The organism is Thioalkalivibrio sp. ALE16 (assembly GCF_000381305.1).
Classification (GTDB): Bacteria; Pseudomonadota; Gammaproteobacteria; order Ectothiorhodospirales; family Ectothiorhodospiraceae; genus Thioalkalivibrio.
Map to the genome: position 1 here is coordinate 8,753 of NZ_KB906378.1, position 20,798 is coordinate 29,550.

The 20,798-nt window shown below is 62.0% G+C and carries 29 protein-coding genes; 28 read left to right on the forward strand and 1 reads right to left on the reverse strand.

The window, feature by feature from the left end; translation table 11 throughout:
* The 28 genes from F627_RS17250 to F627_RS15925 form a co-directional block, all read left to right on the forward strand.
* A partial coding sequence (locus F627_RS17250) for a WD40 repeat domain-containing protein (protein WP_019584485.1) occupies positions 1-916 on the forward strand: 916 nt, incomplete at its 5' end.
* A 189-nt stretch (positions 917-1,105) separates the two neighbouring features.
* Complete coding sequence (locus tag F627_RS0114695; protein ID WP_026332132.1) at positions 1,106-1,438, forward strand: hypothetical protein; 333 nt, start codon at positions 1,106-1,108, stop codon at positions 1,436-1,438.
* 4 nt (positions 1,439-1,442) lie between these two features.
* Entirely contained in the window at positions 1,443-2,114 is a 672-nt protein-coding gene (locus tag F627_RS0114700) for a hypothetical protein (protein WP_019584487.1), read from the forward strand.
* Between the two features lie 64 nt (positions 2,115-2,178).
* Positions 2,179-2,889 carry a hypothetical protein gene (locus tag F627_RS0114705; RefSeq protein WP_026332133.1) on the forward strand — a complete coding sequence of 237 codons (711 nt, stop codon included), beginning with the start codon at positions 2,179-2,181 and terminating at the stop codon, positions 2,887-2,889.
* 90 nt (positions 2,890-2,979) lie between these two features.
* Entirely contained in the window at positions 2,980-4,080 is a 1,101-nt protein-coding gene (locus F627_RS0114710; RefSeq protein ID WP_026332134.1) for a phosphoadenosine phosphosulfate reductase family protein, read from the forward strand.
* Between the two features lie 121 nt (positions 4,081-4,201).
* On the forward strand, positions 4,202-4,549 hold the full coding sequence (locus F627_RS15910; protein ID WP_019584490.1) for a hypothetical protein: 348 nt from the start codon (positions 4,202-4,204) through the stop codon (positions 4,547-4,549).
* Positions 4,550-4,593: 44 nt separating this feature from the next.
* Positions 4,594-4,944 (forward strand): hypothetical protein, encoded by a 351-nt coding sequence (locus F627_RS0114720; RefSeq protein WP_019584491.1) that lies wholly within the window; start codon positions 4,594-4,596, stop codon positions 4,942-4,944.
* 110 nt (positions 4,945-5,054) lie between these two features.
* On the forward strand, positions 5,055-5,315 hold the full coding sequence (locus F627_RS0114725) for a hypothetical protein (RefSeq protein ID WP_019584492.1): 261 nt from the start codon (positions 5,055-5,057) through the stop codon (positions 5,313-5,315).
* A 119-nt stretch (positions 5,316-5,434) separates the two neighbouring features.
* The gene (locus F627_RS0114730; RefSeq protein WP_026332135.1) at positions 5,435-6,319 is read left to right on the forward strand and encodes a hypothetical protein; all 885 of its coding nucleotides are present in this window, start codon (positions 5,435-5,437) and stop codon (positions 6,317-6,319) included.
* Positions 6,320-6,424: 105 nt separating this feature from the next.
* A complete protein-coding gene (locus F627_RS0114735; protein ID WP_019584494.1) occupies positions 6,425-6,901 on the forward strand; it encodes a hypothetical protein in 477 nt (158 codons plus the stop codon).
* 2 nt (positions 6,902-6,903) lie between these two features.
* Positions 6,904-7,359 (forward strand): hypothetical protein, encoded by a 456-nt coding sequence (locus F627_RS16065; protein WP_019584495.1) that lies wholly within the window; start codon positions 6,904-6,906, stop codon positions 7,357-7,359.
* A 123-nt stretch (positions 7,360-7,482) separates the two neighbouring features.
* Positions 7,483-7,788: a hypothetical protein gene (locus tag F627_RS0114745; RefSeq protein ID WP_019584496.1), complete on the forward strand. Its 306-nt coding sequence runs from the start codon at positions 7,483-7,485 to the stop codon at positions 7,786-7,788.
* A 118-nt stretch (positions 7,789-7,906) separates the two neighbouring features.
* Positions 7,907-9,658, forward strand: a complete 1,752-nt coding sequence (locus F627_RS15920; RefSeq protein WP_019584497.1) for a PRTRC system ParB family protein — start codon at positions 7,907-7,909, stop codon at positions 9,656-9,658.
* Positions 9,655-10,092: a hypothetical protein gene (locus tag F627_RS0114755; RefSeq protein ID WP_019584498.1), complete on the forward strand. Its 438-nt coding sequence runs from the start codon at positions 9,655-9,657 to the stop codon at positions 10,090-10,092. Before F627_RS15920 ends, F627_RS0114755 begins: the two co-directional genes overlap by 4 nt.
* A gap of 17 nt (positions 10,093-10,109) precedes the next feature.
* Entirely contained in the window at positions 10,110-10,322 is a 213-nt protein-coding gene (locus tag F627_RS0114760) for a PRTRC system protein C (RefSeq protein ID WP_019584499.1), read from the forward strand.
* A 3-nt stretch (positions 10,323-10,325) separates the two neighbouring features.
* Entirely contained in the window at positions 10,326-10,529 is a 204-nt protein-coding gene (locus F627_RS0114765; RefSeq protein ID WP_019584500.1) for a hypothetical protein, read from the forward strand.
* Between the two features lie 9 nt (positions 10,530-10,538).
* On the forward strand, positions 10,539-11,669 hold the full coding sequence (locus F627_RS0114770) for a hypothetical protein (RefSeq protein WP_155987147.1): 1,131 nt from the start codon (positions 10,539-10,541) through the stop codon (positions 11,667-11,669).
* A gap of 209 nt (positions 11,670-11,878) precedes the next feature.
* On the forward strand, positions 11,879-12,679 hold the full coding sequence (locus F627_RS0114775) for a hypothetical protein (RefSeq protein ID WP_019584502.1): 801 nt from the start codon (positions 11,879-11,881) through the stop codon (positions 12,677-12,679).
* Entirely contained in the window at positions 12,676-13,506 is an 831-nt protein-coding gene (locus F627_RS0114780; RefSeq protein ID WP_019584503.1) for a PRTRC system ThiF family protein, read from the forward strand. The genes F627_RS0114775 and F627_RS0114780 overlap by 4 nt, the downstream gene beginning before the upstream one ends.
* Before the next feature lie 21 nt (positions 13,507-13,527).
* A complete protein-coding gene (locus F627_RS0114785; RefSeq protein ID WP_019584504.1) occupies positions 13,528-14,430 on the forward strand; it encodes a hypothetical protein in 903 nt (300 codons plus the stop codon).
* 79 nt (positions 14,431-14,509) lie between these two features.
* Entirely contained in the window at positions 14,510-14,962 is a 453-nt protein-coding gene (dut, locus tag F627_RS0114790; protein WP_019584505.1) for a dUTP diphosphatase, read from the forward strand.
* 74 nt (positions 14,963-15,036) lie between these two features.
* The gene (locus tag F627_RS0114795; protein WP_019584506.1) at positions 15,037-15,363 is read left to right on the forward strand and encodes a hypothetical protein; all 327 of its coding nucleotides are present in this window, start codon (positions 15,037-15,039) and stop codon (positions 15,361-15,363) included.
* Positions 15,351-15,926, forward strand: a complete 576-nt coding sequence (locus tag F627_RS0114800; protein WP_019584507.1) for a cob(I)yrinic acid a,c-diamide adenosyltransferase — start codon at positions 15,351-15,353, stop codon at positions 15,924-15,926. The genes F627_RS0114795 and F627_RS0114800 overlap by 13 nt, the downstream gene beginning before the upstream one ends.
* A 14-nt stretch (positions 15,927-15,940) precedes the next feature.
* Positions 15,941-16,873, forward strand: a complete 933-nt coding sequence (locus F627_RS0114805) for a phage Gp37/Gp68 family protein (RefSeq protein ID WP_019584508.1) — start codon at positions 15,941-15,943, stop codon at positions 16,871-16,873.
* A gap of 267 nt (positions 16,874-17,140) precedes the next feature.
* Positions 17,141-17,803 (forward strand): ankyrin repeat domain-containing protein, encoded by a 663-nt coding sequence (locus tag F627_RS16765; RefSeq protein ID WP_196801168.1) that lies wholly within the window; start codon positions 17,141-17,143, stop codon positions 17,801-17,803.
* Positions 17,804-18,457: 654 nt separating this feature from the next.
* Positions 18,458-19,129, forward strand: coding sequence for a hypothetical protein (locus tag F627_RS0114815; RefSeq protein ID WP_019584510.1), 672 nt, complete (start codon positions 18,458-18,460; stop codon positions 19,127-19,129).
* Complete coding sequence (locus F627_RS0114820) at positions 19,116-19,631, forward strand: hypothetical protein (protein ID WP_019584511.1); 516 nt, start codon at positions 19,116-19,118, stop codon at positions 19,629-19,631. The genes F627_RS0114815 and F627_RS0114820 overlap by 14 nt, the downstream gene beginning before the upstream one ends.
* Before the next feature lie 127 nt (positions 19,632-19,758).
* Positions 19,759-19,983, forward strand: coding sequence for a hypothetical protein (locus F627_RS15925; RefSeq protein ID WP_019584512.1), 225 nt, complete (start codon positions 19,759-19,761; stop codon positions 19,981-19,983).
* Between the two features lie 553 nt (positions 19,984-20,536).
* Here F627_RS15925 and F627_RS16770 read toward each other — a convergent pair.
* Entirely contained in the window at positions 20,537-20,764 is a 228-nt protein-coding gene (locus F627_RS16770) for a transposase (protein WP_231370168.1), read from the reverse strand.
* Between the last annotated feature and the right edge of the window lie 34 nt (positions 20,765-20,798).

Here is a 20,798-nt window from a genome sequence, read left to right on the forward strand (position 1 = left end):
GAACGTCCACTCCGGGAGTGACGACCAAACCGTCCGCAAGATCGACCCGAACGGGAATGAGGTCTGGAGCTTTACCGGACATAGCGACCGCGTCTGGGGCGTCGCCGTCGACGGCGCGGGGAATGTGCACTCCGCGAGTTCGGATAACACCGTCCGGAAGATCGACCCGAACGGGAATCAGGTCTGGAGCTTTGAAGGGCACACGAGCAGCGTCCGCGGCGTCGCCGTCGATGATGCGGGGAACGTCTACTCCGGGAGTGACGACCAAACCGTCCGGAAGATCGACCCGAGCGGGAATCAGGTCTGGAGCTTTACCGGGCATTCCAGCATCGTCTTGGGCGTCGCCGTCGATGATGCGGGGAACGTCTACTCCGGGAGTTCGGATCACACCGTCCGGAAGATCGACCCGAACGGGAATGAGGTCTGGAGCTTTACCGGGCACACGAACAACGTCTACGGCGTCGCCGTCGATGATGCGGGGAACGTCTACTCCGGGAGTTCGGATCACACCGTCCGGAAGATCGACCCGAACGGGAATGAGGTCTGGAGCTTTACCGGGCACACGAACAACGTCTACGGCGTCGCCGTCGATGATGCGGGGAACGTCCACTCCGGGAGTGACGACCAAACCGTCCGGAAGATCGACCCGAACGGGAATGAGGTCTGGAGCTTTACCGGGCATTCCAGCATCGTCTTCGGCGTCGCCGTCGATGATGCGGGGAACGTCTACTCCGGGAGTTCGGATAACACCGTCCGCAAGATCGACCCGGACGGGAATCAGGCCTGGAGCTTTACCGGGCACACGGATTGGGTTTGGCCGGTAACGGTCGATGCAAACGGGAATGTGTACTCCGGCGGTTATGATGCAACCGTCCGCAAGCTCCGTCAGACAAGCGACACCTGCACCTCGGACTGACCCGCGTTCGGGGTGAACCGGGGCGGTCACCCCCTCCTTTCCACTTCCCCTGACCCGTGATGCTCCGGCGGCGCGGGTTTTTTGTGTCTGGAAGATGGGGCGCCGTTCGAAAAATCGACAGATCCGAAGGGTTCGCTACGATGGTGTCTCCACCAACGGATACCGGCCCGAAGCCGGATGGGGAACATCATGCAATCTCACAACGAATACGTCCGCCAGCTCGAACGCCTTTGGGATCTTGTCTCGGATGCCGTCGAGGCGGGCCAGATTGCCGCCCCCGAAGACCCGGATGACCGTAACGACCACGCCGCCCTGGTGGCCCAGATGGAACGCTGTCAGGGTGCGAAGGCGGGGCTTGAGCATTCCACCCTCTACGTTGTCGCCAGTGGCAATCCCTTTGATGGTCTGACCTTCGTTGGGCCGTTCGACGATCCCAATGCCGCGGGGGACTACGCGGGCGAATCGAACCTCTCCCGGGATACCTGGCAGGTCGTTCCCTTGACGGCCCCGGGCCAGGAGTAACCGCATGGGACACTGGGAGCGAGAAGGCGGCGAGATCCAGATCCCGCCGAAGGAATGGCCTTCGCTGAAGCGAGCGGTGGTCGAGGCCCACACCCTGTTCCGCGGGCGCGTGCTGACCGAGGCCAAGAAGCTCCACGAGCGCCTGGAGGGCGAGCGGCCGGGCGGTCGGGGTTCGTACCCCGATTATCATGGCCGCGCACTGGAGCTGGCGGGGCGCAACCCCTCGAGCGTCGAACGCGCCGTGGCCGAGGCCGCGGTGAGCGTTCTTGGTTGGTATGAGAACGAGCGGGGCGGGCTTGATTTCTCGCGGATGCCCCGCGTACCCACGCGCAAGCGACTGGACGCGGCCGCGTTGACGCAGGCGGTTCGAATCAATGATGCGCAGATTGCGATCAATCTTGCCTTCGAGTCCACGATTCGACTGGATACCCCGAAACGCACGATTTTCTGGAGCGTGGAGGAAGGCCGGCACGTCATCGAGGCGGCGCGTTCGCACCCGGTCGCGGTGGCACTGTTCGAGGCGTTGGACCGTGTGCGCTGGACGCGGGAGAGCGGCGGGGTGTTCTACGGGAACAATGAGCTGAGCAGCGAGGCCGGAGGCGGGGACTTCCCGACGCAATTCTTTGGCCCAGGTGGCGAGCGTGAAGTTGCTGTTTCGATTCAGCCGTGGCGGTGAAAAACTCGACACCCCTCCGCGTTTCGATAGCCTGTTCGAGAACTCAAAGCAGAAGGATGTCATCGTGTCGTATTTTAAGTATCAGGAAGAAAGCGGCCACTCCGAGACCATCCCCAACGTGCAGACGATGGTCGAGGCGCGTGAGGTCGCGAAGGAATGGCTGAAAGATGGCGACTGGGGCGTTGAACGCAAGACGCTGTATGCAGAGGCCACGGTGTTCGAGATAGAGGAGGACGAGGATGGTGAGGAAACCACCCTCGATCAGGCGAATGTGCATGGCCGAATCGACCCGGACGAGCCGGATTGCCGGGAGGATGAACACGACTGGCAGAGCCCGCACGAACTGCTCGGCGGGATGGAAGAGAACCCCGGCGTATGGGGCCACGGCGGGGGCGTCACGATCACTGAGGTCTGCGCTCACTGCGGGATGTACCGGGTCACCGACACCTGGGACCAATCGCAGGGTCCGGAGCCGGTGGAAACCATCGAGTACCGGGATGCGGATGACACCTCGCTGGCGTGGTCCGCCGAGCGGGCCATCCTGAAGGCTCCCAGCCTGGATTCACTGGTGGAGGCGCTGTCTGAGCGTTTCGACAGCACCTCCGAGCGGTTTCAGGAGCGTGGCCTTGTGGATCTGCCGAACTATGGCGGGGACGAGCCGGAGGACACCCAAGGGATCTGGAGCTGGGATGAAACCCGCCTGCTGATCGGCGAGGGTGGCCCCGACGAGTGGGAGGTCGTGACCCGCGAGGACTGGGTGAACGGCGAGATCTGATTGCCGCGATCGTTTCGTTGCAACGGTGAATCGCTCGCGCCACCCCCCTGAGCGGCGGATTCCGGCCCGGAGCCGGTGGAACCGCAGATCATGTCGCACGCTTTTGATGACCAGATGATTCTCCCCGGCCTGGGTGACTCCCTGGGCCTGAACCTCCGGGAGCCGCCGCGCTCCACCCACGAACACGGCGTCTTCTTCTCTGCCCCAAGCATCGATCTCGATGGCTACGACCGGATCGTGCTTTGCATGTCCGGCGGCAAGGATTCCATCGCCAGCCTGCTGCACCTGCTGGATGAAGGCGTTGATCCCGCGGCGATCGAGCTGTGGCATCACGATGTGGATGGCCGGGAGGGCAGCACCCTGATGGACTGGCCGTTCATGGCCGACTACAACCGCAAGCTGGCCCAGTCCTTCGATCTCCCGCTGTACTTCTCCTGGCTCGAAGGGGGCTTCGAGGGGGAGATGTGCAAGGAGAATGCGCATGGTCGGCCGCACAAGGTCGAGACCCCCGAGGGCCTGATTACACTGGAGCGCGATACCCGCCGCTCCAAGCCGGGCACCCGGCTGAAATTCCCCCAGGTGTCCGCCAGCCTGCAAACCCGCTGGTGCAGTTCCGCGCTCAAGATCGACGTGGGCCGTCGCGCCCTGAACAACCAGTCGCGCTTCGACGGGAAGCGGGTGCTGTTCGTGACCGGGGAGCGCCGCGAGGAAAGCTCCAACCGGGCGAAGTACAACCAGATGGAGCCGCATGCCTGCGACCGCCGAGCGGGGCTCAAGGCTCGCCATGTGGATGCGTGGCGGCCGGTGCTGCACTGGTCCGAGGAGCAGGTGTGGGATGCCCTGGAGCGTTATGGCGTCACCGCCCCGGTTCCCTATCGACTGGGGTGGGGCCGATCTTCCTGCATGAAGTGCATCTTCAACGACCCGACGATCTGGGCCACGCTGCGCCACCACTTCCCCGGCAGTCTCGACGCCATCGCGGCGTACGAACAGCGTTTCGGCACCACGATCCATCGCAAGAAGATCCCGATCAAGGATCTGTCCCGGCAGGCGGAGCCGATGGCGATCCAGGATGCCGAGGCGCTGGATCAGGCCATGCGGACGGAGTACACCCTCCCGGTTCGTTCTGAACCCGGTGCGTGGGGCCTGCCGAAAGGGGCGTATTCGCGGTCGGGGTGTGGGCCGAGTTGATGGGCGGGCCTCGAAGAACTCGACAGGTCGGGCCTTTTCGGTAGCCTGGAAACGAATCAAGACGAACCGCCCGCGTCTTTTCGGGCGGCGGATACCGGACCGGATCTGGTGGAGTCAATCCATGTTTTCTTGCGACGAATGCGGACGCCCCTACATCATCGACGAGATCGGGGTTTCCACGCACATTGGCACGGATGAAAACTTCGATCACGAAGCGGACGCGGATCACGTTGCCATCGGAGAAACCTCGGTTGGTGTAACCGATTGCCCGCCCACCGAACGTAACAAACTCACCCTGGAGCTTACCCTCACCGTCGAGTACGACCTCAATGGCGAAGACCCCCAGTTCGCCAAGGAACGCCTTGAGGATATGGTTCGTGTGGCAGTTGGAGAGGGCCTATTGACGGGCGATTCATCGATGGAGGTGGATGAATGGCGGGTCCGTGTTCGAGAGATTGAATCGAATTAGTCCCTTCTCCAGTCTTCCAGCAACCCCACACAGGAGGCTTAGTCATGGGCTTCACGCGCTATCTCTGGCAGGACGAACCCTTCACCGACGTGCAGTGGTCACGGATTGTTTCCGCTTTCGGCTTTCTCTACGAGGAAATGCCCGAAACCACCGAACCGTTTGGCGGATTGTCGTTGGAGGTTGAGGACCTGAAGCCACGCCTGCATACCCTCCAGGGGTTCTCCCTGGAACTGTGGATGGAGGCCCGAGAGGCGTCCGCGCATACCGTTCCCCTGATCCCGAACGCGGCAACAGAAAGTGCGATTACGGAACTGGAGGCCGGGGAGGGGGCGCGCTTCGACCCGGTGACGGCGCTGCGACCCGAGGCGGAGGGATGCCCCGCGCCTTTGCGGTGACATCCACCGTGTTTCAAGCGAACGCGTGGCAGTGATCCAGGCGGCTCCCAGAAATAGACAAGCGGGCGCGCTCCGGCATCCTGATACCAACCCAACGAAGGAGGTCTGGTATGCACAGCAACCGGATTCCTGTGACGCTCCAGCGCCTGCTGGACCGGCACGCCGACAAGATCGAATCGTACTGGATGGAATGCGACGACTTCGGAGAGCGCCACCAGGGTCCATGGTCGATCTGGATCCATTTGAAGCACGGGTGGATCAATACACCTGCGGAAAGCGGAACCGTCCACGAGGCAACCGCTCGCGACGTGGTGGAGGCGTTTCGCCACGACGTTCGATGGGTGGGGCTGGAAAAGGCGAACTGGGGCTGACCACCCCTGAAACTCGACAGACGGGGATGCCTTGGCATCCTGGTCCTGCAACACGACGAACCGCCCGCGTCTTTCCGGGTGGCGGACAACCGGCCCGAAGCCGGTGGAGCAATCTCGCAATGGATAACACACAAGATCAATTCGATCATTCGGGTTCGGCTCTCACGCTGGAGTTGACCCTTGTTGCTGAATACGACCTCAACGGAGAGGAACCTCGCGTTCTCAAGGATCGCCTGAATCAAATGGTGACGATGGCCGTTGGCGATGGACTCCTGACGGGTGATACGCCCGCCGAAGTGGATGAGTGGTTTCATCATGTCCGAGAAGTGGAGTCCAGCAGTTCCAGTGTTGGCGTGCTGGTTTCGGCGGACGCTCTCCAGAAGGTCCTCCGCCTGGCGGAACACGGTCTCGATAGCCGTTCCGAGTATCTCGGTTCCGCTTATGGGGAGAATGACTACGGCAAGGACGAGATCGAAGCGGCCCTGAAGGAGTTGGACCAGCAGGGGGAAGCGATGAATCTGCTTTCCGGAATCGTCAGCGCCGCTCTGGAGCGCACTGACGCGGATCTCGATGACGCGGTCGAGGAGGCCTATACCGTGGTGTTGCAGTTGCCGGACTACCTTCCCGGTTGTGGGGGAGACGATCCGGTCATCTGGGTCAGCCATACCCGCGGGCGCTATTGGTCCGACGCCGTCCGAAATGCCGTCTATTCCGCCTGTGACGCTATCGAAGGCATCGAGGACAAGGATGATCTGGCTATTCTTTTGGCCTTCGAGGGCCACCACCAGGACCGGATCGAGGCGAATTCGGCTCTGCACACGGCGGCACCGGAAGACGGTTCTGGATACTGGGACGAAGACCCGGACTTTACGGTCGAGGACTGGCAGTACGAAGTCGGCAATGATGACACCCGCGAAAGTTACTGGAGTTGGGTCGCGAAGCAACGCGAATTCGCCAGGGAAGAAGATGCGAATGAACCCGATGCCCAGGTGAGTCTCGAATAACAAATCGACAGGCCGGGATGCTCTAGCATCCTGGTCCTGCATTACGACGAACCGCCCGCGTCTTTTCGGGCGGCGGACCCGGCCCGAAGCCGGTGGAGAATCAAGATGAGCAATACGACGATTCGCCTGACCTCTGGCGACTGTGACGACCTGGTCTACCTCCTGCGCCTGTCCATCCGTGTCCTCGGTCAAGGGCTGGATCAGGACATCGACGAGAAGGATGACATTCCTTCCGATGTCTTTTCCGATTACTCCGAAACGGAGCACGCTCAGGCCATGCGCATCCTCGACCGATCCGGCGGCATTCTCGAGTCGGTTATGGCCGCGAGGGAGGGCGAGTCGGATGTTTCCGATTCGCAAACCCTGACGATTTCGCCCCGGCAGGCCGAGGCGCTGAAAGGGCTCCTCACGTTCGGGGTCCGCGCGTTCACGGAGGAGGTTGCGGGTGATGACCCGGATCTGGGTCCGTTCGAGGGGATTGGTCAGGGCGACACCCAGGATACTGCGGAGTTCGTGGTTCAGACGGAGTCCGATTTGCAGATCCTTCTCCGGTCTTCCAGCAACCCCACACAGGAGGCTTAGTCATGGGCTTCACGCGCTATCTCTGGCAGGACGAACCCTTCGCCGACGTGCAGTGGTCACGGATTGTTTCCGCTTTCGGCTTTCTCTACGAGGAAATGCCCGAAACCACCGAACCGTTTGGCGGATTTATGAGCGAAGAACCGCTTACTCTGGACGATGGGGATGGTGGCGAGCCTATCTGCGACAACGCTCAGATCGTTTTCAATGGAGCCGATTCGCCTGGTGAGGTCTTTTATCTTGAACGGAGCACCATCGGATTTTTCCACTTTAAGACGGCGCGACGGCCTTATGACTTGATGGTGGGAGCCACGCTTCTGGCCGCCAAGTTCATTGCTCCCGGTGCCATTACCATTGATGCCGATGGCGGCGAGGAAGCTGTGGCGCCTGTCGAGGCCTTCTTTGAGCATGTCTGCCGCCTGCATCCGGAGATTCTGGAGTGGAGGGATTCGTACGCTTAGGCGCGGCCTTCGACCAAAACTCGACAGACCGGGGTGCTCTGGCATTCTGGCCCTGCATTACGACGAACCGCCCGCGTCTTTTCGGGCGGCGGATTCCCGGCCCGAAGCCGGTGGAGAAACACCATGACTTACATGAACGTGGAGCCAATTCTGGAGGCCGTTGACTACACCGTGGTCCTGGGCTTCCCGAAGTCCTTCCGTGACGCGGAGGGTGACGTTCCCTGCTGGGTCGGGTTTGCGTCGGGCACAAGCGCCCTGGAGGCCGCGGGCCGGGTGCAGGAGGCTGCCGCGCAAGCCTACCCCGAGGTGCGTGGTCCCAATTCATTCCCGGTGATGCTGGTCTTCAAGGGTCGCCACTACGATCAACTGCCCTGCAACCCGGTTGCCCACAGTGAAGGTCCGAGTGGAGACGCTTTTACGTCCTGCTGAATCCAGCCGATAAATCGACAGGCCGGGATGCTCTGGCATCCTGGTCCTGCATTACGACGAACCGCCCGCGTCTTTTCGGGCGGCGGACCCGGCCCGAAGCCGTGAGAAGGAGTCACCGATGGAAGCCATCGCGGAAGTCAATGATCTGATCTATGTCCCGCTGGGCCGGCTGACGGTTGAGGCGGACTTTAACCCGCGCCGCTACTTCGATGCCGCGGCCGAAGAAGACATGAAAGCCTCGGTTGCCAAGAAGGGCGTCCTGCAACCGCTGGTGGTGCGCCCCGGTGCCGAGGATGGCACCTACCGCGTGATTGCCGGTGAGCGGCGTCTGCGAGCGGCACAGGCCGCTGCGCTCTCCCAGGTTCCGGTGATCGTGCGCGATGTAGACGACGAGGAAGCCCGTGTGCTGGCGACCATCGAGAACGTCGCCCGTGCCGATATGTCTCCGACCGAGGAAGCTGATGCGGCGCGCAAGGTGGTATCCGCCTGCGGTGGCGACCACAAAGAAGCCTGCAAGGTGCTGGGCTGGTCGCGGTCGAAGCTCGACTCCCGTCTGCTGTTGCTGAACTGCACTGATGCGGTGAAGGATGCGCTGGCGAAGGGCGAGATCAAGACCGGCCATGCCGAACTGCTGGCCTCGGTGCCCACGGCGGTTCAGGACGCCTCGCTGCCGAAGATCGTGGAGGGCGGCGTAACCGTCCAGATGCTCCGCGACCGGATCGGGAGCTATGCCCTGGAACTTTCTTCGGCGGTCTTTGACCGCTCCGGCTGCGTGAACTGCCCGCACAATTCCAGTACGCAGGCCGCGTTGTTCGAAGAACACATTGGCGAGGGTCGCTGCACCCTGCCTTCGTGCTTCAACGAAAAGACCGAGGCGGCGATGCAGGCCCGCAAGGCGGATCTGGTCGAGCAGTTCCCCGCCGTGCGCCTGGATACCGAGGCCGAGCCCAACACCCACACCATCATCCTCGTCAAAGACGTGGGCGAGGCGCAGATGGCCGCGTGCAAGGGCTGCGCAAGCTACGGGGCCATCCTCTCCACCAACCCCGATCGGATCGGGCGCGTGACCGAGGACGTGTGCTTCGACCTGACGTGCCACGGCCAGAAGGTGAAGGCGCACGCCGAGGCGCAGAAAGCGTGGGAGCCGGGGAACGTGGAGGCGAACGCGGGCGTCGAGGGTGCCGCACAGGATTCCGCCAGCGAAACCCCGAGCCCGAATACGCCCAGCGCGGCCCCGGAAAAGCCGAAGAAGGCTTCGAAGGAGTCGAGCAAGGTGCAGCCACGCAAGGTCATCGAGACCGCGCAGAAGATTCGGCGCGAGGTTGCGGCCAAGCGGGTGCAGGACGACCCCGTGCTGCGCCGGGCCATGCTGATCGCCTCCCTGCTGCCGAAGATGCAGGCCCCGGAGGATGCCAGCGACACGCTGAACCGCGTCACCGGCCAGACCGGGACGGCGGGCAAGATCGCCGCGCTGGCAGCACTCGATCAACCCGCGCTGGACACGCTGATGCTGGAGGTCGTGACCCAGTTGACCCGCCAGCCGATGGCCGGGGGCTTTGATGTTGGGGTCAATGCGCCCGAGTGCGTGACCGCCTGCCTGGAGTCCGCCGCGTTCGACTGGAGCCAGCACTACGCTTTGGACGCGGATTTCCTCGACGCCCACACCAAGTCCGGCATTGAGTCGGTGCTGACGCAGACCGGCTTTTCGGGGGCCTTTGATGCCGCCAAGGGCGAGGGGAGCTTCAAGGCGCTCATGGGCAAGAAGAAGCCCGAAATCATCGACGGGGTGATGAACAGTGGGCTCGACCTGTCGCAGTTCATTCCCGACACCATTACCAATGGCCCGAAGGCCACGGGAGGCACGCAATGATCGCAACGATGGCAAACCTGTTGGACCGGGAGGGTGAAGTCTCGGTCGAAATCAAACGCGAGGGCGATGGCTACCGGGCCATAGTCCAGTTCCACGGGTCCGTCGCGACCCAGGACCTCTCCGACGAGGCCCAGGCCCTGCGCCAGAAGGTGGCGGTACCGCTGGTGGTCCGCGCCTCCACGCCCGAGGCGCTGGAGGCAGCACTGGCGGATCTGGCCGACCCGTTCGCGCAGAGCAACCGCGAAATGCGCGACACCGTGAACGACCTGATGGCCGATGCCCGCGAAGCCCGCAAGGCCGCTCAGGCGGCGGGGTCCAAGAAAGGCGACAAGAAGGGCCAGACGACGCAGGCGAGCGGTACGGACACCCCGACCGCGCCGAATGACGCGACCGAAGAACCCAAGGCGGATGCGGACAACCCGCTCGGCCTGTAAGCGAAAAGGATACGACGATGACGGCAACGACTGAAACGCTGAACCGCGTCTTTCGACTGGTCGCGACCGACTTCCCCGACCCTGACCCGCAGATGGCCCCGGAAGATGTGGTCACGCTCCTGCAACGCAACAACCCGGCCATGCCGCCGTGTCAGTTGGGCGAGCGCACCGTCGAAGGGAACGCCCTGGTGTTCACGCTCGACAAGGAACCGGCCAAGACCAAGGGGTAGGGCATGGGCGCTTCTGTTCAAGAGTGTCTCGCCGAATGGCAGGCGATCCCGCTGGTCGGGGGCGATGAGGAGCCGAAGGTGATCCCCTCCGGTAAAGCGGAGGAATCCGTGGACCCTCGCGCTGCCGACCGGGCGCTGCGTTTTGCCCAACGCTGCCAACCCGGTATTCCGGCCCATGTCGCCCCGGCGTACATGGAGCCGGTCTAGGAGATCCCGATGCAGATTCCAATGATGACCGCCGAGGCGTGGACCGAAACCACACGCAACCTCCATTCCGACGCCCTGCAACCGCTGCATAAACGGATCTGCGGGGAGTTCCTGACGATGGGGCTGACGGATGGGGCCGTGGACGAGTCCGCTGTGCAGGACGCGATCCATGCCCTGGATGGGGGCGGTGCCCTGGCCCGACTGGTGGGTGCGTCCGTTCGGGGGCGATTGAGCGCACCCGCGTCCGCGTCTTCGGGGGAAGCGGTGACCTCCCCTCGGTTCTCGCTCCATTCTTCGGTGTCGATGACGGAACACGCCGAAGGCACCGTGGCGGCTATCGAATACCACCCCGGATTTCACCATCGGATCGACATTTGCCTGAGCGCCCTGGAGGCGCACGACCCCCATCTTGCGTCCGATACCCTGCTGATCCTGGCGATCCTGAGCGCATTCTTCCCCGGCATGAACACCGGGGAGGATGCCGCCGCTATGTGCGGCGATATGAACGAGGTCGTGGAGTTTCTGCGGGATGTTTTACGGAAACGGGGGGAGGTCATCAATGAGGCGAACCTGGACGCCGCTCGCGGTGACTGGGAGGAAATCTTCGCGGACCTGTATGGCGGTGATGGGGATGATGAAGCGTTCAAGCATCACAAGGTGCTGGCACTGTCTGCGGAGGGAGCGCTGGATTCGACCCTGCACCGGACCCTGCGCGAAGCCCGGGTCGAGGAGGGCCTGGAGGCCCTGATCGCCGCAAGTCATGCGCGACCGGCCAGCGCCTTCTCCCCGATGGTGGAGCAGGCGGTCGCACTGTGGAACGAGCGACAGTCGGCAGCCGACATGGAGCGGGCGATGCAGGATCTGCACACGTTGCACCATGAACTCCCGATGATGCTTGGAGCCGGGCTTTTCCTGCTGGATGCCGATCTCCCGGCGTCCATTGCCCAGGAGCAGCTTGAGGCCGGAGAGGAACTCTATCGGATGCACATGGATGCTGAAGAAAGCCCCGATGCGGTGCTGATCCCCCTGTTGCCTGGGGCGTGGGGTGAGAGCCTGGATTTCCTGCGGGGGTTGTTCCGTGCGGAAGCACTACTGTTTGATCTGGCGGAGTCGCTCCAAACTTACGAGCCGGTGGTCTAGCCTGACATCACTCCCTCTTGCGGCGGTGGATCGCTTTCCGGTTCCAGGAGCGCTCGGTATTACCTTCAAGGGCGCCCATAGCCCCGACCGGACGGTGGAGTCGAAAGAAGTCGACAGGGCGGGATGAGGCGGTAGTCTGGGTTCGTTTCCTGATGAAGACCGCCTGCGGGCGGCGGAACCGGCCCGAAGCCGGGACAAGGAGTGCGGGCATGGCCTTGAAGCCGGATACCGCCATTCTGTTTCACCTCGACGATCAGCAACACCCGTTCGAGGCAGAGTTGAGCCGCGAGGGGATTTCGCTCGAAGACGATCCGTATGGGGGGTATTCCCACCCGCGCACGGAGCGCGTGGTGACCCTGCACACAATCCATCCCTCCAGCGACCCTTCGTTGCCGCCCGCGATGGGGTCGGGGCGTGCTCTTTCGCCGGAGGATGCAAAGGATCTCGCCCAGATTCTGACGGGCGCGACCCCCGATAGACTGGACCCCGAAGCCGACTTCATCGATGGCTCGGTGCTGTACGCCAGCGCCCGTCTGCGATCCTGGTTCGTACCGGGGCGGGAACGGACAATGTACATCCAGCAGGGGCGGCGTCGGATTCGCCTGGACGTGACCTGGCCCTCGCTGGTCTTTGCGGCCAATGCCCGCGGCAAGCTGTTCCTTGCGGCCACGAGCGGGGCGCGGCGACCGCATCCCGGCACGCCGCTGTATCACGCCCCCTTGATGAACATCTATGCCTCCACGGCTGTTTGCCAGGGGTCCGTTACGACCCCGGCGGCACCCGCCGAGGCGCGTGCGATGCCGGAATGGGAGGACGCGATCTTTCGGACGTGGTTTACCCATACCAACCACCCGCGCACGTTCGCCGGGGGTGAGTCGGGCTCCACTGCCGAACACATCAAGCGCTGGCGGGAGTTGGCGAAGGCCGGACGAGGCCCGAAGGCTGCTGACATGAATCGCCTCGGTCTGACGCTGGGGGAGTGGATCACGCGGATTGGGGGTGACGCATGACGCAGACGCTGACGTTGCCGAATGGATGGACCGAAGGGCCGATCCCGGTGGATCTGGTCGGTGTCGGTGGCACCGGGTCCGAGGTGTTGGATGGCCTTGTGCGGATGCACCACGGATTGGTGGGGCTCGGGCACCGGGGGCTCCAGGTTCGCGTGTTCGACGGCGACACGGTCAGTGCGTCGAACATCGGTCGCCAGCGCTTCGGACCCCGTGACGTTGGACAGAACAAGGCGGTGACGCTGGTCACCCGCTACAACCTGTTCTTCGGTCTCGACTGGGAGGGGGTGCCGACGATGGCGGAGCCGGAGACCCTGGATTCGTGGCGCACGCCCACCATACCCCTCGTCGTGACCTGCGTGGATCGCGCTTCCTTCCGGGTGGCGCTGGCGGATTACTGGCGGGACACCGGAAACCACTTCGGCGGGCGAGGCACCCGGCTGTGGCTGGACATGGGGAACGGGCAACACCGAGGGCAGGTGGTCCTCGGCCATCTTCTGGGGACCAATGGTTTCGGGGTTCCAGAGCCTGCGCCCACGCTGCCGAATATCGTGGATCTGTACCCCGAAATGCGGGGCCAGCCGGACGACGACGCACCCTCCTGCTCGATGGCCGAGGCGCTGGCCTTCCAGGATCTGTGGGTCAACAAGTACGCCTCGATGGGGCTCTCCCTGATCTGGAACCTGATCCGCGACGGGTCCATCGACACCCACGGTATGTTCTTCGACTCGAAGGCCGGGTCGATGCAGCCGCTCCCGATTAACCCGGCGACCTGGGCCATGTTCGGCTACGCGCCGCAGGACCGAGATGCCGAAGATGCGCTACAGTAAAACCACGACAAGGAGGTCTGCATGAGTGCGATGGATTCGCGGCCCGACACCGGGCATTTCTTCATCCTCGGGGCACCCGACCCCGAAATGGCCCGTATCGAACGTGTTCTGGCGATCGGTTCCCGTCTGGGGCTGGTTGCCGGGTATGGCCGTGCGCTGTGCCAGGGCGACCCGGTGCATCCGAAAACCGCGTACAGCGCCACGGATGTTGCCGGGGGCGTGCCACCGGGCACCCCGATGGTGCTGGTGGAGTGCGGGTTCGACTCCGAGCCCCCCGGCGTGTTCGCGCACCGCATTGACCACCATTCCCCTGGCGATCCCGGCTTTGACCGAGGGCCGGTGGAGTTCTGGCACGGCTCGTCCATCGGTCAGGTCGTGGAGTACCTCTACCGCATGAACGATCCCGAGTCCGAAGTGAACAAGGACTTGGCGGAGGCCCTGTTGCCGTTTGCGGAGGATCTGTTCTATGCGGCGGCTGCGGATCACTGCCTGCGGGATGCCTACCTGGGCGCGTGCCCCGGTATCGACCCGGTTCGTCTGGAACATTGGCGGGCCGAAACGCGGGCGTTCCACCAGAACGTCTCGCCGCAGCAGATCCTTTCCTCGTTCTCTCAGGCCCGCGCCGCTGTTCGGGCGGCCCAGCAGGACCCGGTGCGGTGCCTGCGCCTGGCGGGCAAGCCGATGGTGCGCGTTGAGGGCTCGGTTTCGGACCTGCCGGACGCCGCCTGCCAGATGGGCGTCCCCGTGGAATACACCCATGAGCACCACAAGGAAACGGGCCGCTGCAAGGTGGGCATTCTCGGGGCGGACCCCGACATGATCGCCGCCTGGATGTCCGAGCGGGCGCCCGAACTGGGTCTCGAGGATGTCTATGGTTCGCCGGTTCGGGGGTATGCCGGTGGATATCGCGCCCTGGAGGCCTGAGCGAAAGACCCCGCTTCATGCGAGCGCGTGCGTACATGGATGCACACCGGGTTCTCCCCGGACGACAAAAGGAGCGAACGTGAACATTGATCTGAAAATCCTGGACCCGCGCATCGGGTCCGAATTCCCCCTTCCCGAACCGGCCACGGCCGGGTCGGCGGGTGTCGATCTGCGCGCGATGGATGAGGGCACGATTCACCTGATGCCCGACCAATGCCGACTGATCCCGACCGGAATCTCGATCCATATCGAGGATCCCGGCTATGCCGGGTTGATCCTTCCTCGGTCCGGCCTGGGCCACAAGCACGGGGTTGTGCTGGGCAATTTGGTCGGACTTCTTGATAGCGATTACCAGGGGCCGCTCATGGTGTCCTGCTGGAACCGAGGGTCGGAGCTTTTCACGATCGAGCCCGGCGAACGCATTGCCCAACTGGTGATCGTGCCCATCGTGCAGCCGCAGTTCCGCGTGGTCGAGGCATTCGATTCCAGTGAGCGCGGGGAGGGTGGCTTCGGATCTTCCGGTCGCTCCTGACCGGCGGAGCGATTAAATCGACAGATCGACCGCCTTCGGTAGCCTGATCTCGAACTCAAAAACAGGACGTTTAGATGACGAACGAAGAGAAGAGCCTGTTGCTCTATATGGAGGCACGGGCCGTGGATCATGGCGGCCTGATCGATGCGCGCCGCATGAATGAGGCCGACATGGCGATCGCTCAGCGGTGGAATGAATCCGGATTCATCCGGTTCGGCCGGCTGGCGAGCGAGAGCCTGCCGATGCCGTGTGGGTCCGCGCACTGGTGTTCACTGTCCGACGATGCCTGGTTCCACGCACACGCCGAGCGGCGGGCCCGTCACGCGCGCATCAACGCGCGGCGGACCTGGCGCACACGAAACGAAATGATCGAAGACAAGGAGGTCTCATGCCCCGACTGAGCAAGATCGTCACCCGCAATGGGGATGGCGGCAACACCGGCACTGCGGATCGCCGTGAGATCCGAAAGAGTTCGCAGCGCATCGAGACCATCGGCGCCATCGATGAGTTGAATTCCTTCATCGGGCTGCTCCGTTGCGCCTTGCCACCGGCCGATGATCGGGAGGACAACGACGCTTTTCTGGAGCACACGCAGCATGTGCTGTTCAACCTGGGCGGCGGGCTTGCGATGGGGGATTCCATGCTGGAAGCGGAGGCCGTGGCCGATCTCGAAACCGAGATCGAGGCCCATAACGCCGAACTCCCACCGCTGAAGGAGTTCATCCTTCCGCAGGGTTCGGAGGCGACTGTCCGCGCCCATGTCTGCCGGACGGTGACGCGGCGGGTTGAGCGAGATCTGGTGCGACTGATCGACCAGGAAGATCTCCCGGCGGCGGTCGAGGCGCTGCCGTATATCAATCGCCTGTCGGACTACTTTTTCGTGCTGGGACGCAATCTGGCGCGGGTGTCCGGGGGTGTCGAGACCGAATGGGCGAAACCGGCGCGAGCGGCCCCGGGCCACTGAAAGGAATCCGAATCATGGCCGAGAACACGAAAATCGAGTGGGCGCACCACACCTTCAATCCCTGGATCGGCTGCACCAAGATTGGTCCCGGCTGCGATAACTGCTACGCGGAACGCTGGGCGGAACAGCGCGGCGGGGTTCGGTGGGGTGTTGGTCAGCCCCGGCGTCGTACCGCAACCTCCAACTGGAACCAGATTCGTCGCATCCACCGGCGCAATGCGGAGGCCGGCACCCGCGAGCGGGTGTTTGTCGCATCGCTGGCGGACTGGGCCGACCAGGAGGTGCCGGATGCGTGGCGCAAGGACCTGTTCGACCTGATCGCGGAGTGCCCGTCGCTGGACTTCCTGCTGCTGACCAAGCGCATCGGTGTCGCACGCCGGATGCTGCCCTGGATGCAGCCGGAAGCCGATGGCACGCCTTGGCCGAATGTCTGGCTGGGGGTGACCGTCGCCAATCAGACCGATGCCGACCGCGACATCGATGCGCTGCTGGACACCCCGGCGGCCGTTCGTTTCCTGTCGATGGAGCCGCTGCTGGGTCCGGTGGATCTAGACCGCGCCATGCCGGCGGACGCAGCGCTGGGCTGGATCATCGTTGGCGGAGAGTCCGGCCCTCATGCGCGCCCCTTGCATCCCGCATGGGCTCGTGCCATCCGGGATCAGTGCCACGAACGCGACATCCCGTTTTTGTTCAAGCAGTGGGGCGAGTGGGCGCCACAGGGGCGCATGGTAAACGACCTCCCGGAGCCGCTCGAGGGCGGAGAGGGTGTGATGCTCCTGAATGAGCACGGGGAGTTTTGTCGGCCGGGCTCCGGCACGGGCTTTTCCACCGGACAGGAGCCGGAAATCATGCGCCGAGTGGGCAAGGTCGAGGCGGGACGGGTGCTGGATGGGTGCTTCTGGGATGGCGTGCCCGCGTCGCCGGCGGCGAAGCTCCAGCCGGCGTGAATCATTCCGATCTCACCGCGCTGGCGGTCAAATGGCTGCGGCGGCCCGCCAGCCGGTCGGGGCCGAACTGCCAGCTTGCGCTTTCAGGGGTCGGCGTGCGCACAAGGGGAGTGAATCGATGCCTGGGCTACCGCATGAGGCCGGTTCTGTGCTGGTCAAGGTGGAGGTCACGACGGGCGCCAGCCGAAATGATCGCCCTTCATTAGTATGAAACGAACTGATTTGTGTTCTTAATCGGCAAGAATTAACCACACCAAGGAGTATAAAGTGGCCCGAAATCAACTATTTTCTATACCGAACGTTTTTCTTGTTTTGTTTCTTTCGGTTTTCATAAAAACGGCTTTTGCTTTTGATCTGCCATCACCTCTTTTTCATGCAGCCATCGAAGGAAACGTTTCTGAGATAGCCTCTGCTATTGACGCAGGAGCAAACGTAGATAAAAGAGACAAAGAAGGGAGGACTGCGCTGATGTTCGCCAGTGACCCGCTTGTAATTGAGACATTACTGGACCACGGGGCAAACATCCATGCTCGATCTAACAGCGGTGAAAGCGCTCTCATGATCGCAGCCCAGTGGCGCCGTCCAGTAGAGGTGTTGGAGTCCCTTATAGATCATGGTGTCGACATCGATGCGAGAAACAAAGAAGGATGGACTGCGCTGATGTCCGCCGCTATGGTTCGTGATTTTCAAGGCGGCGAAGGCATAGTTGAAGCTCTGATCCAACATGGCGCCAACATTGGGGCTAGTAGCAATGAAGGATGGACTGCTCCTATGGTTGCCGCTCGATTCAATAAGCCTTTCATGCTCGAAACTCTAATTGACCATGGGGCAGACGCAGGGCATATCCCGCTTCATTTGTTGGAAGACAATCCAAATATAAGCCAGTCCGAAGATATCTATTGGCGAATCCATGACGCACAGTATGATTGATTTATTAACATAATTAGATGGGCCCATTAGCCTGTCGCTAGGCCTTGTGCAAATTATAAGTGATAGGTCCTAACTCTATGGAGTACAGCATTGATTTTTCCGAGAGGCTGATTGAGGCTGCGGACTCCTTTATAGGCAAGACAGAGCCTGAATGTGAGACCAATAGAGCCGTTCTGTACCTGAGTCTTGTTTCTTGCGAAGTCTCACTAAAGTACGCACTAGAGAAAGCGGGATTCGCCGCAAATAGTTTACGAACACGATCGCATAATTTTAGCGCTCTACTTTCTGATTTTTGCAAATGTAAAATATGGAATAGCGATGTAAACAGATGGGAAAGCGCCATCGCTATAGCTAGTGTCGTGGTCGTGTCGGAGGTGCGTGGCGTAGAGATTTGTAACGGAACGATTGGGAGCTTACTGGACCATGACAATGAAAACATTTCCAAATTCCCTAATTCCATTAGGTATGGCGATAAAATAAATCACTATGATCCTCTGGTTATGCTTGATTGCGCAAAAGCTGTTGCCAAGTGGGTAAGGAAAAATGAGAGCGTTATTCACAGGAAGCTATGAATATCCAGTCGCTCAAGTCCATTCATCAAACAGCGGGCCCCGACATCTTCCGTCGCGGATCGGGTTTCCTTATGTGTTATATATGAACCACGCGTATTTAACCGCTCTCGCTATTAGATGGCTCCGCCGGCCGCCCAGCCGGTCGGGGCCGAACTGCCAGCTTGCGCTTTCCGAAGTCGGCGGGGTGCACACGGGCGAGCGGGCCGATGCCTGGGGGTACCGCTATGGGCCCGGCGCGGGCGGTCCCGGCTCGACGCTGGTGGAGGTGAAGGTCAGTCGATCCGATTTTCTGGCCGACCGAAAGAAGCCGCACCGCAATGGTGAGCGCGCCGGCATCGGTCAGTATCGCTACTATCTCTGCCCGGCGGACCTGATTCAGCCCGACGAACTCCCGGCAGGGTGGGGGTTGGTGTATGCGAGCGGGAAGGGGCGCCTCAAGGTGATCCAGGGGCACGCCCTGAGCCCCGCCTGGGGTGCGGACTACACGCCCTGGGTGCACCCGGTGGATGACGCGTGCGAGAAGGAAATCCTGGCGCACCTGCTGGCCCGGTTGGGTCCGGATGTCGATGCCCTGAATGCCCAGTTCCGCCAGCACATGAAACAGGCCGACCGAATGCACGCGGTCGAGATGGAACTGCGACGAGCCAGGCTGGAGTTGGCGCGGCTTCGGCGCCGGGTGGCGAGAGAGGCCCCCGCAGACCCTTCCCCGCAGATGGCGGGCTCTTCGACGGGAGATTCCATTGACGGCGCTTGAAATGCTCGAGGTGCTCCATCGGGAGCATGGTCTATCGGCGTATCGAATCGCGGAAGAGACCGGGCTTAATCAGCCCACCGTGCATCGTGTGCAATCGGGTGAGAGTGCGAACCCGCGAGAGACGACGGTTTCGGCGATTCGGCGGCTCTTTGAGCGATACGCGCCGAGCGAGGGTGTCCCTATGTGGCACCTGTTCGAGGTGACCGCCTGCACCACTGAAGTTCGCACGTACCGAGTCCCCGCACGCTCCGAGGCGGAGGCGCTGTCGAAAGTCGATGGCCAGGAGATTGGCCTGGCGACCACCCAGGAGGCGCTTTCCCGGCACATCGCTCCCGATTCGATCGTGCGGACCACGCGCACGGCCAAGCCACTGGAGGTTCGCTCCGTACCGGGTTCCGTTCCGTCCGTGTCGGTTCCGGTTCCCAGGCAGGCCGAGCCAATGGTGCTGTCGGTCGCTGAGGCCCGCCAGCTCCTTTCGGACTTGGCGGGGAAGCTCGAATAAGGGCAACCTTTGCCCTCGCCCGCAGCACGCGGGTAGGCGGGAAGAGAACTCGACAGGATCAACGATCCTGGCACACTGGAGCCTCAGTTCAACGGAGCCGGCCCGAAGCCGGAACAGGAGCCCCCCCATGAGCCAAATGTCGAACGGCGCCATTGCCCGCACTGCCTTTGAGTCGTCGGTGACCGCCCCCGCTATGGAGGCCGATCCCCCGCACCTCTGGTTCGAGAACTACTATTTCTGTCGGCGCTGCAATCTCGAATGGATCGATGAATGGGACTGCATGTGCGACGACGAATGCCCCGATTGCGGGACACCCCATACGCCGTATCATTCGCGGGATGTTTCGGCTTGACTCGATCCCCCAACCTCGGAAATCTTCGACTTCCTTCTTTTGCGACTTAATTCTATCTTCTATATTTTATTCAAAATTCCAATTTTGTGATTTCTTCCGCGCTAAGGTCGTAATCATACTCTACTGTGGTAGAGCTGCACGATCCCCATGAAGACTGTCGAACTCGACTTACAGAGTAGGAATCGGACAATGGCTGTCCTTCTGGAATTAACGCCCGGTAGGTGGTCGCATAATAGTAGTCGCTAAAGCAGCTCGGAGACCGGGAGCTACCCACCAGGGTGTAATCTACCAACGAGGTCTGAATGCGAATACCCGCATCGTCCCCCCGTCCAAATAAAAACTCCTGATTGAATTCAGAACTTGGAGCCTCTTGATCTGTCGCCGGAATGCAGTAGCTATCGTTATAACTTGCATCCATAAAACCGGACGCGTGCCAAGAGCTTTCATCTTTTGTTCCATGATTCCCACGAATAGTGTATTCGCCATCAAGCTCGTTCCCTGCGGAACAGGTCTCCGCGAATCCATTACTCTGGATTTGACACCCTCCCCACGGCTAAACCCGGGGGATTCCTCCTGCGAGACGCTCGTGCCCGAGCGCGAGAATGTTCCTTGCGGCATTGATGTCGCGGTCATGCGCGATACCGCACGCATGACAGGTCCATTCTCTTATTCCAAGGCCTGCTCTACCTTTCGGACTGTTGGGGCCGATAGCGCCGCAACACGAACAGGCTTGGGTGGTATAGGCTTCGTCGACTTCCTCGAACCAAACCCCATGCGCGATCGCCTTGTACTGGAGTTGGGTTCGGAGCGTGGAC